At 59.7% G+C, this 13974-nt stretch carries 13 protein-coding genes; 8 read left to right on the forward strand and 5 right to left on the reverse strand.

From position 1 onward, the window contains the following. Positions 1–271 precede the first annotated feature (271 nt). Positions 272–790, forward strand: coding sequence for a glycine cleavage system protein R (locus ACIQU2_RS11585; protein WP_347802011.1), 519 nt, complete (start codon positions 272–274; stop codon positions 788–790). Between the two features lie 215 nt (positions 791–1005). Here the strand turns inward: ACIQU2_RS11585 and rarD are convergent, their stop codons facing one another. From rarD to ACIQU2_RS11610, 5 genes are all read right to left on the reverse strand, one after another. Next, positions 1006–1893 (reverse strand): EamA family transporter RarD, encoded by an 888-nt coding sequence (gene rarD, locus ACIQU2_RS11590; protein WP_403140642.1) that lies wholly within the window; start codon positions 1891–1893, stop codon positions 1006–1008. A gap of 162 nt (positions 1894–2055) precedes the next feature. Continuing rightward, the gene (locus ACIQU2_RS11595; protein ID WP_033056251.1) at positions 2056–3030 is read right to left on the reverse strand and encodes a serine/threonine protein kinase; all 975 of its coding nucleotides are present in this window, start codon (positions 3028–3030) and stop codon (positions 2056–2058) included. A 207-nt stretch (positions 3031–3237) separates the two neighbouring features. Then, positions 3238–5139 carry a PhoX family protein gene (locus ACIQU2_RS11600; RefSeq protein WP_403140645.1) on the reverse strand — a complete coding sequence of 634 codons (1902 nt, stop codon included), beginning with the start codon at positions 5137–5139 and terminating at the stop codon, positions 3238–3240. Positions 5140–5197: 58 nt separating this feature from the next. Further along, entirely contained in the window at positions 5198–5962 is a 765-nt protein-coding gene (locus ACIQU2_RS11605; RefSeq protein WP_403140648.1) for a TOBE domain-containing protein, read from the reverse strand. A gap of 63 nt (positions 5963–6025) precedes the next feature. Next, complete coding sequence (locus tag ACIQU2_RS11610) at positions 6026–6766, reverse strand: ComF family protein (protein ID WP_403140651.1); 741 nt, start codon at positions 6764–6766, stop codon at positions 6026–6028. A 92-nt stretch (positions 6767–6858) separates the two neighbouring features. On the opposite strand from ACIQU2_RS11610, the gene bioB reads away from it, so the two are divergent. The 7 genes from bioB (at position 6859) to ACIQU2_RS11645 (ending at position 13935) form a co-directional block, all read left to right on the forward strand. Next, positions 6859–7914, forward strand: coding sequence for a biotin synthase BioB (gene bioB / locus ACIQU2_RS11615; protein WP_059407420.1), 1056 nt, complete (start codon positions 6859–6861; stop codon positions 7912–7914). A 136-nt stretch (positions 7915–8050) separates the two neighbouring features. Further along, positions 8051–9229, forward strand: coding sequence for an 8-amino-7-oxononanoate synthase (gene bioF / locus ACIQU2_RS11620; protein WP_403140655.1), 1179 nt, complete (start codon positions 8051–8053; stop codon positions 9227–9229). Beyond that, the gene (locus ACIQU2_RS11625) at positions 9222–9953 is read left to right on the forward strand and encodes an alpha/beta fold hydrolase (protein WP_403140658.1); all 732 of its coding nucleotides are present in this window, start codon (positions 9222–9224) and stop codon (positions 9951–9953) included. The genes bioF and ACIQU2_RS11625 overlap by 8 nt, the downstream gene beginning before the upstream one ends. Next, positions 9946–10758, forward strand: coding sequence for a malonyl-ACP O-methyltransferase BioC (gene bioC / locus ACIQU2_RS11630; RefSeq protein ID WP_403140660.1), 813 nt, complete (start codon positions 9946–9948; stop codon positions 10756–10758). Before ACIQU2_RS11625 ends, bioC begins: the two co-directional genes overlap by 8 nt. After that, positions 10755–11435 (forward strand): dethiobiotin synthase, encoded by a 681-nt coding sequence (gene bioD / locus ACIQU2_RS11635; protein WP_403140662.1) that lies wholly within the window; start codon positions 10755–10757, stop codon positions 11433–11435. Before bioC ends, bioD begins: the two co-directional genes overlap by 4 nt. 120 nt (positions 11436–11555) lie before the next feature. Beyond that, the gene (locus tag ACIQU2_RS11640; RefSeq protein WP_403140664.1) at positions 11556–11852 is read left to right on the forward strand and encodes a pyrroloquinoline quinone biosynthesis protein PqqE; all 297 of its coding nucleotides are present in this window, start codon (positions 11556–11558) and stop codon (positions 11850–11852) included. Between the two features lie 277 nt (positions 11853–12129). Beyond that, positions 12130–13935, forward strand: coding sequence for a phenylacyl-CoA dehydrogenase (locus tag ACIQU2_RS11645; RefSeq protein ID WP_347803183.1), 1806 nt, complete (start codon positions 12130–12132; stop codon positions 13933–13935). Positions 13936–13974: the final 39 nt, after the last annotated feature.

The raw sequence follows: 13974 nt of genomic DNA on the forward strand, positions 1-13974 counted from the left end.
GTGCGCGCTGCGGCATACTACATGATGAAATGCGGTTGTGAAAATTAGACCAATTACGTCGTACTGCGACCCCATGACGCATTGCAGTCATGTCGGGGAGCGGGATGTTCTCAAAAAACTGCTGGATTGTTCCAGTTAAATATAAAAACTTGTACACATAATCTTCATTGCCCTGCTATGGGGCGTTGGTTTTCTGAGACGCCGAGCCGATTCCCGCCCCTTGCCTATACTTGCTTTTCTATAACAAAAGTCATGACAAGAGGGATGCGCCATGGACCATCTGGTACTCACTGTATTCGCTCCGGACAAGCCAGGGCAGGTCGAACGCATTGCCCAATGCATCGCCGAGCACGGCGGCAACTGGCTGGAGAGCCGCATGTCACGCATGGCCGGGCAGTTCGCCGGGATTCTTCGGGTGGGCGTGCCGGCCGAGGCCTACGATGAATTGGTGGATGCCCTACAGGCGTTGTCCGCCCATGGCATTCGCGTGCTGATTGCCGAAAGCGGCATCGAGCAATCCTGCACCTGGAAACCGATTGCCATGGAATTGGTGGGCAATGACCGCCCGGGGATCGTACGCGACATCACGCGTCTGCTAAGTGAGCAGGGCGTGAGTTTGGAAAGGTTGGTCACCGAAGTACGTCCGGCGCCGATGAGCAGCGAGCCTTTGTTTCACGCTGAAGCAATTCTGGCCGTGCCGCTGACGCTGTCCCTGGACGTGCTGCAATCGCGCCTGGAAACCCTGGCGGACGATTTGATGGTCGAATTGGTGCTGCGCAGTGAACCCTGAAAAGGTTATCCAAGTTATACGTGCACCTGCCTGTGGATAACCTGTAGAGACAGCCCGCCAGGCCACGTCGGCCGGGGCTCTTCAGAACCTGATCAAAAAACCAGCAGTTTCAACAAGTTGCGCACAAACGCCGGGGATCAGGCTGTGGATAACCTTGGGAAGGATCGGTACAGGCCACATAGAACGTGGCCTGTGGAGATTTGTACGTTTTTTGATCAGCAGCGGCGACGCAAACTTATCACCGCATCGACGCTGTAAACCGCCAGGCCAGCCCAGATAAAGATGAACGCCACGAGGGTGCTGGATGACAAGTGTTCATCAAACAGCAGAACGGCTTGCAGCAATACCAGCGTCGGCGCCAAGTACTGGAGAAATCCCAGCGTCGTGTAAGGCAAATGCCGTGCAGCGGCGTTGAAACATACCAGCGGCACCAGCGTCACCGGACCGGCGGCCACCAGCCACCAGGCTTCGGACGTGGTCCAGAATTCGGCTTGAGCGCTGCTCGCGGTGGGGTTGAACAGCAACCACGCGACGGCAATCGGCACCAGCATCCAGGTTTCCACCACCAGACCAGGTAACGCCTTGACCGGCGCCTGCTTGCGGATTAGTCCGTAGAAACCGAAGGTCAGCGCCAGCACCAGGGAAACCCACGGCAAACTGCCGACTTGCCAGACTTGTTGCGCGACACCGACCGCCGCCAGGCCAACCGCCAGCCATTGCATGCGCCGCAGTCGTTCGCCAAGGATCAGCATGCCCAACAGCACGTTCACCAGCGGGTTGATGTAGTAACCGAGACTGGCTTCGAGCATGCGGCCGTTGTTCACCGACCAGACGTAGGTCAGCCAGTTGGCCGCGATCAGCGTGCCGCTCAGGGCCAGGATCGCCAGCCGTTTCGGGTTATCACGCAACTCGCGCCACCAGCCCGGATGTTTCCACACCATCAGCAGCAAGGCGCCGAACAGCGCGGACCAGAGCACTCGGTGGATGATGATCTCCACGGCGGGCACGTTGGCAATGGCTTTGAAGTAGAGCGGGAAAAGTCCCCAGATGATGTAGGCACTCAGGCCCAGGATGTACCCGCGACGCGGGTTGGCGGCTTGCATGCAGAATCCTTGCTTAGGCAGCTAACAAAGAGGGGATTGTAAGGAGGTTGTATAGATGTGTCGCTTCTGAAAGCAAAAGATCGCAGCCTTCGGCAGCTCCTACAGAGTGATTGCGTCCACCGTGTAGGAGCTGCCGAAGGCTGCGATCTTTTGATCTTGAAATTAAAAGAGCTTCAGTGGTTCTTCATTGAGCGCGGCGAGTTGTTCGCGCAAGGCCAACACTTGGTCGCCCCAATACCGTTCACTGCCGAACCACGGAAAACTGTGCGGGAACGCCGGGTCGTCCCAGCGGCGAGCGAGCCAGGCGCTGTAGTGCATCAGGCGCAAGGCGCGCAGCGGTTCGATCAACGCCAGTTCTCGCGGATCGAAGTCGTGGAACTCACTGTAGCCGTCCATCAATTCCGACAACTGACCGAGACATTCCTGACGATCACCCGCCAGCATCATCCAGATGTCCTGCACCGCCGGGCCCATGCGGCAGTCGTCCAGGTCGACGATGTGGAACATCTCGTCGCGGCACATCATGTTGCCGGGGTGGCAGTCGCCGTGCATGCGGATGTTCTTGTGCGGTGTAACGTTGTAGACCTCTTCCACACGCTTGAGCAGGTCACGGGCCACGGACTCGTAGGCTGGCAGCAGACTTTTGGGTACGAAATTGCCTTCGAGCAATGTCGTCAGCGAGTCATGACCGAAGTTCTTCACACCCAGCGCTTCGCGGTGTTCGAACGGTTTTGTAGTGCCGACGGCGTGCAGGCGACCGAGCAGTTGCCCCAAACGATACAACTGATCGAGGTTACCGGGCTCCGGCGCACGGCCGCCACGGCGGGGGAACAGGGTAAAACGGAAACCGTTGTGTTCGTGCAGGCTGGCACCGTTGTGAATCATCGGTGCGACCACCGGCACGTCGCACTCGGCGAGTTCGAAGGTGAATTGGTGTTCTTCGAGAATCGCTTCATTGGTCCAGCGCTGGGGGCGGTAGAACTTGGCGATCAGCGGCTCGGAGTCTTCGATACCAACCTGATAGACACGATTCTCGTAGCTGTTGAGCGCCAGAATGCGCGCGTCGCTGAGAAAACCGATGCTTTCGACGGCATCGAGCACGAGGTCTGGGGTGAGGGTTGCAAACGGGTGGGCCATGCTGACTCCTGCGCGCAGCAGGCTGCCGCGTCCGGCCAAGCATGGTAGCGCAGACGGGGTGTCTTTAGGGGTTGGGCTTGAGGTAAGTGTTGTTCACACCGACGCCATCGCGAGCAAGCTCGCTCCCACATGGGCCCGTGTTGTGCACACGATTTGTGACACAAAGGAGATCCCTGTGGGAGCGGGCTTGCCCGCGAAGAGGCCCTATCAGGCGCCGACGATCCCTCCATCTTCCCGGGAAATCGCCATCACCGAAGACCGCGGCTTGCCATTCGGCAGATGCTCAGGGAACGTTGACCCACCGTTCTCCCCTGGGTGCTGAATTCCGACAAACAAGGTCTTTTGGTCTGGCGAGAAACTGATCCCCGTCACCTCGCAGCCCACCGGCCCGACCATGAAGCGACGTATCTCCCCGGTGACCGGATCAGCGCAGAGCATCTGATTGTTGCCCATGCCCGCGAAATCACCGGCATTGCTCGAATCGCCATCGGTTTGAATCCACAACCGTCCGGCATCATCGAAAGCCAACCCATCCGGGCTGTTGAACATGTTTTGCGGTGTGATGTTCGATGAACCGCCCTTCGGCGTGCCGGCGTGAACCCCTGGGTTGCCGGCGACCACAAACAGGTCCCAGGAAAAGCTTTTGGCCCCGTGATCATCGCGGTCAGTGCGCCAGCGCAGAATCTGCCCATAAACGTTCTTCTCGCGCGGGTTCGGTCCGCCCACCGGCTGGCCATCGTCGCCACGCTTGGCGTTGTTGGTCAGCGTGCAATAGACCTGGCCATCCTTGGGGCTGACGACGATCCATTCCGGACGGTCCATGCGCGTGGCTTTCACCACGCTGGCCGCGAGGCGGACGTGAATCAACACTTCGGCCTGATCGGCGAAACCGCTGCTGGCGTCGATGCCGTTTTTACCGTGGGTCAGTTCGACCCATTCGCCCTGGCCTTTCGGATGATCGGCATTGCCGTCGCCCGCATCGAAGCGCGCCACGTACAAAGTGCCGTGGTCCAGCAGGTCGCGATTGGCCTTGGGTTTTTTGTGGTTGATCTTGTCGCGGCTGACGAATTTGTAGATGAACTCGCCGCGCTCATCGTCGCCCATGTACACCACGGCGCGACCGTCATTGGTTTCGGCAAGGGCGGCGTTTTCATGTTTGAAGCGACCCAGCGCGGTGCGTTTGACTGGCGTCGATTGCGGATCGAACGGGTCGATCTCCACGACCCAGCCGTGACGGTTGAGTTCGTTGGGGTTTTTCGCCAGGTCGAAACGCTCGTCGTGTGGGTGCCAGTTGATCTCTTTGCTGGCCGCCACCGCGCCGTAGCGTTTCTGTGCGGCGTCGAACTTTTGTTCGGCATTGCTGCTGCCGAAGCAATCGGTGAAGTTCTCTTCGCAGGTTAGATACGTGCCCCATGGCGTCTTGCCGTTGGCGCAGTTCTGGAAGGTGCCGAGGACATTTTTGCCGTGCGGGTCGGCGCTGGTTTTTACCAAGGCGTGGCCGGCGGCCGGGCCGCTGAGGCTGATCGGCGCGTTGCCGTGAATGCGCCGGTTGTAGCGTGAGCCCTGGACGAAATGCCACTGGCCGTTCTTGCGCTGCACTTCGATCACCGACACGCCTTCACAGGCCAGTGCCTTGCGCACGTCAGCAGCCGATTGCGGCATGCCGCCGTGGGCGTAGAGGTAGCGATAGTTGGTGTATTCGTTGTTGATCGCCATCAGCGCCCGGTTGTTGTCACCGGGAAATTCGAACAGGCTCATGCCGTCGTTGTTGTCGCCGAACTGGATTTCCTGATGTTCGGCCGTGCCGTTGCCGCTCGGGTCGAATGCCGGGCCGTTCTTCTGCAGGGGCTGGCCCCAACTGATCAATACCGAAGATTTGTAACCTGGGGGCAGGGTGATGGCGTCGCTGGTGGCGGCGGGAATACTGTCAAAACCCAATAGTTTGCTGGAGCCGGCGCTGACGCTGGCGGCCAGCACGCTGCGGCTCAGCAGGTTGCCGCCCAGGAACATTGCTGCACCGCAAAGGGCGCCGGCGCTGATGAAACCTCGACGGCTGAGGCCGACCATTTTCTCGAGGTCGGTGGATTGGTTGTCTTCTAATAGGCTCACATCAGGCTCCCTGCGGGTTTTTGCAGTCACCTTAATGAGCGTTAATGACACTTGTGTTTCAAAGCGGTGTACCGAGTAAAACGTTGGATGGCGCGAACTGCACCAGCACCGGTTTATCGGCGGCCAAACCGAGGGTTCTCAAGTGCAACGGTTCGGCCAGCGCGCAGAGTGTCTGGCCATTGGGCAGGCCGATGCGCACTTCGCTGGGGCCGTCCTCGGCGTCGAGAATTTCTTCGATGATGCCCTTCAGGCAATTATTGCCGGGTGTTGCCACTTGAGCGATGCCCAGCAACTCCAGCCAACCGGCCTTGATCAGTGCAACCACTTCGGTGCCGGTTTCCAGTTCCAGTCGCAGAGTGCTGTCGTGGGTGATCTGCGCATCGATGCTCAAGCCTTCGGCCAGCTCAAGGCGAATCCGGTCGTTGTGCCCTTGGTTATCAATTGCCACAACCTTGCCATGCAGTTGATTGCGCGCGCTGGTTCTGAGCATCAGTCGGCCGAGCAGGTCCAGGTCGCTGGCATCTTCGGCAGCTTCCAGCACCTGAGCCTGCAAGGCTTGCAGCTTTTGATACAGGCGCAATACGCGCTCGCCTTCGCTGGAGAGTTTGGCGCCACCGCCACCCTTGCCGCCGACACTGCGCTCCACCAACGGTTTTTGCGCGAGGTTGTTCAGCTCGTCGATGGCGTCCCACGCCGCTTTGTAACTCAGCCCCGCGCTTTTCGCGGCGCGGGTGATCGAGCCCTGTTCGGCGATGTGTTGCAGCAACGCGATGCGCTGCGGACGACGGACAATGTGCTGGGACAACAACGTAGGCAAGGACATGGCAAGACGCTTTGGGCGGTGGCGATGGGAAGGACGTTGGCGGCTTGGGGCTCGGGAGTCAAGTCAGGGCGCATCGCCGGGTTTGGGTGTGCGGGCCAGGCAATAGACGTCCACCCGCGCGGCGCCGGCGTCCATCAGCATGCGAGCCAGGGCCTGGGCCGTGGCGCCGGTGGTCAGTACGTCATCCACCAGCGCCAGGTGACGACCTTTGATGAAAGCATCGGGTGCCAGAGCGAAGGCGTTGCGCAGGTTCTTTTTGCGGGCCTCGGCATTCAGGTCCTGTTGTGCGCTGGTGTCCTGAATCCTCAGCAACAGTGTTTCATCGCACGGAATGTCGAGGCTGGTGCTGAGCCACCGGGCGAGCATCGCGGCCTGGTTGAAACCCCGTTTACGCAGTCGGTTGGAGGCCAGCGGAACCGGGATGAGCGCGTCGGGTCGATTCAGGTCTTCATCGAAGCGATGTTGCAGGAACTGAGCGAGAAGTTCGGCGAGCAGGCGACCAAACGGCCACTTCGCAGAGTGTTTGAAGCGTGTGATCAACGTGTCCACCGGAAAGCTGTAAGTCCAGGGCGTAGCGACCCGTTCAAAGGCAGGCGGTTGTTTCAGGCATTGGCCGCAGGTCAGACCAGCTGTGGCCAACGGCAGAGCGCAGGTTTGGCATTGATCGCCCAGCCAGGGCAACTCTGTTTCACAGGCCATGCAGATGGGTGTGCATTCATCGGCAGGTTCTGCACAGAGCAAACAGAATTGGTCGTTTTTTAACCAGATGTAAACCGGTCCTTCGTATCGTGGTTGACAGCGCATGAGTCTTCCTTAAATATGCCGAACATCCGTGTCGCGTCTGTGGGTATTCCATTCCCCAGCCGCTTGCCAAGCATAAAACAAAGGAAACACCCATGAGCGCCAGCACCACTGCAACCCTGCGTCATGACTGGTCTTTGGCCGAAGTCAAAGCACTCTTCGTTCAGCCATTCAACGACCTGTTGTTCCAGGCGCAGACGGTGCACCGCGCGCATTTCGACGCCAATCGGGTCCAGGTGTCGACGCTGCTGTCGATCAAAACCGGTGCCTGCCCGGAAGATTGCAAATATTGTCCGCAGTCCGGTCACTACAACACCGGCCTGGAAAAAGAAAAACTGATGGAAGTGCAGAAGGTCCTCGAAGAGGCCGCTCGCGCCAAGGCCATCGGTTCGACCCGTTTCTGCATGGGCGCGGCGTGGAAACATCCGTCGGCCAAAGACATGCCTTACGTGCTGGAAATGGTCAAAGGCGTGAAAGCCATGGGCCTGGAAACCTGCATGACCCTCGGTCGCCTTGATCAGGACCAGACCGTCGCTCTGGCTGACGCCGGCCTCGACTACTACAACCACAACCTGGATACCTCGCCTGAGTTCTACGGCAGCATCATCACCACCCGCACCTACAGCGAGCGCCTGCAAACCCTGGCCTACGTGCGTGAATCGGGGATGAAGATCTGCTCCGGCGGCATCCTCGGCATGGGCGAGTCCCTCGACGATCGCGCCAATCTGCTGATCCAGCTGGCCAACCTGCCGGAGCACCCAGAGTCGGTGCCGATCAACATGTTGGTGAAAGTCGCCGGAACGCCGCTGGAAAATGCCGACGATATCGACCCGTTCGACTTCATCCGCATGCTCGCTGTCGCCCGTATCCTGATGCCGCAATCCCACGTGCGCCTGTCCGCCGGCCGCGAAGCGATGAACGAGCAGATGCAGGCCCTGGCGTTCTTCGCCGGTGCCAACTCGATTTTCTACGGCGACAAACTGCTGACCACCGCCAACCCGCAGGCCGACAAGGACATGCAACTGTTCTCGCGCCTGGGCATCCTGCCGGAAGCACGCGAAGAGCACGCTGACGAAGTCCACCAGGCAGCGATCGAACAAGCGCTGGTTGAGCAGAAGAGCAGCGAGCAGTTCTATAACGCGGCTGTTTAATCGCCCTATCGATTCCCTGTAGGAGCTGCCGCAGGCTGCGATCTTTTGATCTTGTTTTTAAGGGCAAAATCAAAAGATCGCAGCCTGCGGCAGCTCCTACAGAGGCTCGTGCCACTTTCCCACTCGCGAGGTCCGCATGTCTTTCGATCTCAGCGCGCGCCTTGCTGCCCGTCGTGCCGAAAATCTCTACCGCCAACGCCCATTGCTCGAAAGCCCCCAAGGCCCGGAAGTGGTGGTCGATGGTCAGCCGTTGCTGGCGTTCTGTAACAACGACTATCTGGGCCTGGCCAATCACCCGCAAGTGATCGAAGCCTGGCGCGCCGGTGCGGCCCGTTGGGGCGTCGGTGGTGGGGCATCGCATTTGGTGATCGGCCACAGCAGCCCGCATCACGCGCTGGAAGAGGCCTTGGCCGATTTCACCGGTCGACCGCGCGCGTTGTTGTTCACCACGGGTTACATGGCCAACCTCGGCGCAGTCACTGCGTTGGTGGGGCAGGGCGATACGGTGCTGGAAGACCGGCTCAATCACGCGTCCCTGCTGGATGCAGGACTGTTGTCCGGAGCGCGCTTCAATCGCTATCTGCACAACGACGCGGCGAGTCTGGCCAAGCGTCTCGAGAAGGCGACCGGCAACACCCTGGTCGTCACCGACGGCGTGTTCAGCATGGACGGCGACATTGCCGACCTGCCGGCGCTGGCTCGGGAGGCGAAAGCCAAAGGTGCATGGTTGATGGTCGATGACGCTCACGGGTTTGGTCCGCTGGGTGCCAATGGTGGCGGGATCGTCGAGCATTTCGGCCTGAGTCAGGAAGACGTGCCGGTGCTTGTCGGCACCCTCGGCAAGGCGTTCGGTACCGCCGGGGCTTTTGTGGCTGGCAGCGAAGAGCTGATCGAGAGCCTGATCCAGTTCGCCCGTCCCTACATTTACACCACCAGCCAGCCGCCGGCGCTGGCCTGCGCGACGCTGAAAAGCCTTGAGTTGCTGCGCACTGAGCACTGGCGACGTGAGCATCTGAAAACGCTCATTGCCCAATTTCGCCATGGCGCCGAGCAAATCGGCCTGGAGTTGATGGACAGCTTCACACCGATCCAGCCGATCATGATCGGCGATGCCGGGCGTGCGGTTCGACTGTCGCAGATGCTGCGTGAGCGCGGTCTGATGGTCACTGCGATCCGTCCACCGACCGTGCCCGCCGGCAGCGCCCGACTGCGGGTGACCCTGACCGCTGCGCACAGCGAGGCGCAGGTACAGCTATTGTTAAATGGACTGGCCGATTGTTTTCAACAACTGGGACCGGAGCCAAGCCATGCGTGATCGTCTGATTCTGCTGCCCGGCTGGGGCCTCGGAATTTCTCCCCTGGAGCCCTTGGCGGCAGCGTTACAAGGACTGGATGAACACTTGCGGGTCGAGATCGAGCCGTTGCCGGAACTGGAATCGAGCGATCTTGAGGAGTGGCTCGATGAGCTGGACTCGACGTTGCCTCAGGATGCCTGGCTCGGTGGCTGGTCGCTCGGCGGCATGCTCGCTTCAGAGTTGGCAGCCCGGCGCGGCGATCGCTGCTGCGGCTTGCTGACGCTGGCGAGCAATCCTTCTTTTGTCGCTCATGAGCAATGGCCAAGCGCGATGCCTGCCGAAACCTTCGATGCGTTTCTGGCCGGCTGCAAGGCTGATCCGCGCATGACGTTGAAACGTTTCTCGCTGCTCTGCGCTCAGGGTGCCGAAGACCCGCGCGGGTTGTCTCGGCTGTTGCTCGGTGGCGCGCCACACACTTCGGCAGAGGGGCTGATGAGCGGCCTGGAGTTGCTCGCACAACTGGATACCCGCCAGGCTTTGCAGTCGTTCCGCGGCCCACAACTGCACTTGTTCGCCGGCCTCGACGGACTGGTTCCAGCCGAAGCGGCGGGCGACCTGCTGAAATTGCTGCCGGATGTCGAAATCGGTCTGATCGAGCAGGCCGGTCACGCGTTTCTTCTGGAAGACCCTCACGGTGTGGCGGGGGCGATCCAGGCCTTTTTGCATGAGTCCGGTGATGACTGATTTATCCCTCCCCAACCTGCCCGGCGGTTTGCCCGACAAACGCCAGGTGGCGGCATCTTTTTCCCGTGCGGCGGCAAGCTACGACAGCGTGGCCGAGTTTCAGCGCGACGTTGGCAGTGAATTGTCGAGTCGTTTGCCGGAGGACTTCGTGCCGGGTGTCTGGCTGGACCTGGGCTGCGGCACCGGGCATTTCAGTCGTGCATTGGGCGAGCGATTTCCTGCCAGGCACGGGCTGGCATTGGACATCGCCGAAGGCATGCTCAATCACGCCCGGCCGTTGGGTGGTGCAACGCATTTCATCGCAGGCGATGCCGAGCGGTTGCCGTTGCAGGATTCGACCTGCGATCTGATCTTCTCCAGCCTGGCGGTGCAGTGGTGTGCGGACTTCGCTTCGGTGCTCAGTGAAGCCAATCGCGTATTGAAACCTGGCGGAATTTTCGCGTTTGCTAGTCTGTGCGTGGGCACACTGTTCGAGCTGCGTGACAGCTGGCGTCAGGTGGATGGCATGGTGCACGTCAACCGCTTTCGCGAGTTCGGGGTTTATCAACAGCTTTGCGCGGACAGTGGGTTGAGAGTCGCGAGTCTGGAAACCCGACCGCACGTGTTGCATTACCCGGATGTGCGCAGCCTGACCCATGAACTCAAGGCACTGGGTGCCCACAACTTGAACCCCGGTCGCCCGGGCGGTTTGACCGGCAGGGCACGGATCCTCGGATTGATCGAGGCGTATGAGCAATTTCGTCAGGCCGAAGGATTGCCGGCGACTTATCAAGTGGTCTACGCCGTGTTGGAGAAACCTTTATGAGCGCAGCCTATTTCATCACTGGCACTGACACCGATGTCGGCAAGACCACCATTGCAGCAGGTTTGTTGCATGCCGCTCGGTCGGCCGGTTTGAGCACGGCGGCGGGCAAGCCGGTCGCCTCCGGTTGCGATGTGACGCCCAAGGGCTTGCGCAACGCCGATGCGTTGGCGTTGCTGGCGGAGTGCTCAGTGCCTTTGACTTATGCGCAGGTCAACCCAGTGGCATTCGAACCACCGATCGCACCGCATCTGGCAGCGCGGGAGGCCGGCGTGGCATTGACGGTGCAATCACTGTTGACGCCCATGCAGGAAATTCTCGATATGCAAGCGGACTTCACCTTGATCGAAGGTGCTGGAGGCTGGCGAGTGCCTTTGGCGGATCAGGACAATCTGTCGGACCTGGCGATGGCGCTGGATCTTCCGGTGATCCTGGTGGTGGGTGTGCGCCTGGGTTGCATCAACCATGCGCTGCTGACAGCCGAGGCGATTGCTCAGGACGGTTTGCAGTTGGCGGGGTGGGTGGCCAATATCATCGATCCGAAGACTTCGCGCCTGGAAGAAAACCTTGCAACACTTGCTGAGCGGATCCCGGCACCGTGCCTTGGGCGAGTGCCGAAACTCAAGGTGGTGACGGCTGAAGCGGTGGCGGAGTATCTGCAGCTGGATCTACTGGACTGAGTTTTCTGGCAAGGGTTTTAACTATGACAAGGCACTGTGCCATTAGTGTTTTTGTCGGGCCTTTTGTCGGTGGGTCTGGTTCAATGGCCGCTGTTGATCCTTTGTAGGACGAGTTCTCCCATGGAAATCTCAGGAAACACCGCTTTTTATGCCGGTCTGAGCACTATTCAGACAGGGCAGAACCGTGTCGATCAGGCCTCTGGCCAAATCGCCAACACGACGATCGAGCGTTCGGTGACCAGCCAGTCTTCCGAGGCTCAGGTTGATCGTCTGCGCTCGGTAGATCTCAGTCAGCAGTCGGACCTGGCCAGCAACATGGTCGAGATGTCACAGGGCAAATTTCAGGTTGAACTGGGCGTCAAAGTCGCCAAGGCATCCGATGAGGTGCTTGGTACGTTGATTGATACCTTCGCCTGAACCCTCGCTGAACCCGCTCCCTCAACGCCGCGACTATTCGCGGCGTTTTTCTGCGTGAATCCTTCTCTCTCAACTAATCTTTCCTCCACAGCGTATGGCTCAGGCGACGGTGTTGCGTTGCTGTGGGTCTGGTATTTGCCTCAGGTGATGACGAGCGGCAAAAGATCGGCGCTTGACAAGATTTGGGCGTAAACGTATGTTTCAAACAACTGTTTGACCGTCACAACAAATCAATACGGTCGTTCATCCCCGGTTACATCAGCAGAGGTTTATCGCTATGCCTGACTACAAGGCCCCCTTGCGTGATATTCGCTTCGTTCGTGACGAACTGCTCGGCTACGAAGCGCACTATCAGAGCCTTCCGGCTTGCTCGGACGCAACTCCAGACATGGTTGACGCCATTCTCGAAGAAGGCGCCAAGTTTTGTGAGCAGGTGCTGGCTCCGCTGAACCGCGTGGGTGACACCGAAGGCTGCACCTGGAGCGAGTCCGGCGTTAAAACCCCGACGGGCTTCAAAGAAGCCTACAAACAATTCGTCGAAGGCGGCTGGCCAAGCCTGGCCCATGACGTAGAGCACGGCGGCCAAGGTCTGCCAGAATCTCTGGGCCTGGCTGTCAGCGAAATGGTTGGCGAAGCCAACTGGTCGTGGGGCATGTACCCAGGCCTGTCCCATGGCGCGATGAACACCATTTCCGAGCACGGCACGCCTGAGCAGCAAGAGGCTTACCTGACCAAGCTGGTTTCTGGCGAATGGACCGGCACCATGTGCCTGACCGAACCGCATTGCGGCACCGACCTGGGCATGCTGCGCACCAAGGCTGAACCACAGGCCGACGGTTCCTTCAAAGTCTCCGGCACCAAGATCTTCATCTCGGCCGGCGAACACGACATGGCCGACAACATCGTCCACATCGTGCTGGCACGTCTGCCGGATGCACCGGCGGGCACCAAAGGCATTTCGCTGTTCATCGTTCCCAAGTTCATGCCGAACGAAGACGGTTCGGTCGGCGCACGCAACGCTGTGACCTGCGGTTCCCTGGAACACAAGATGGGCATCCACGGTAACGCCACCTGCGTGATGAACTTCGACGCGGCCACCGGTTTCCTGATCGGCCCGGCGAACAAAGGCCTGAACTGCATGTTCACCTTCATGAACACCGCACGTCTGGGCACCGCATTGCAAGGTCTGGCCCACGCCGAGATCGGCTTCCAGGGCGGTCTGAAATACGCTCGTGATCGTCTGCAAATGCGCTCCCTGACTGGCCCGAAAGCGCCGGAAAAAGCCGCTGACCCGATCATCGTTCACCCTGACGTACGTCGCATGCTGTTGACCATGAAGGCCTTCGCCGAAGGTAACCGTGCGATGGTTTACTTCACGGCCAAGCAAGTCGACATCGTCAAGTACGGCGTGGACGAAGAAGAGAAGAAGAAGGCCGACGCACTGCTGGCGTTCATGACGCCGATCGCCAAAGCCTTCATGACTGAAGTCGGCTTCGAATCCGCCAACCACGGCGTACAAATCTACGGCGGCCACGGCTTCATCGCTGAGTGGGGCATGGAGCAGAACGTTCGCGATAGCCGCATTTCGATGCTGTACGAAGGCACCACCGGTATCCAGGCACTCGATCTGCTGGGCCGTAAAGTGCTGATGACTCAAGGCGAAGCCCTGAAAGGCTTCACCAAGATCGTCCACAAGTTCTGCCAGACCAACGAAGGCAACGAAGCGGTCAAAGAGTTCGTCGAGCCATTGGCTGCGCTGAACAAAGAGTGGGGCGAGCTGACCATGAAGGTCGGTATGGCGGCCATGAAGGATCGCGAAGAAGTCGGCGCAGCGTCGGTGGATTACCTGATGTACTCCGGTTACGCCTGCCTGGCTTACTTCTGGGCTGACATGGCGCGTCTGGCGGCCGAGAAACTGGCTGCCGGCACCACCGAAACGGCGTTCTACACCGCCAAGCTGCAGACTGCGCGCTTCTACTTCCAGCGCATCCTGCCGCGTACCCGCACTCACGTTGTCACCATGCTGTCGGGCGCTAACAATCTGATGGACATGAAAGAAGAAGACTTCGCGCTGGGTTACTAAGCCTCACGCCGCTCTTCAATAAACCGCCGCTTCTTTTGG

It is taken from the genome of Pseudomonas sp. NPDC098740 (assembly GCF_044760065.1).
In the GTDB taxonomy this organism is placed as follows: Bacteria; Pseudomonadota; Gammaproteobacteria; order Pseudomonadales; family Pseudomonadaceae; genus Aquipseudomonas; species Aquipseudomonas rossensis.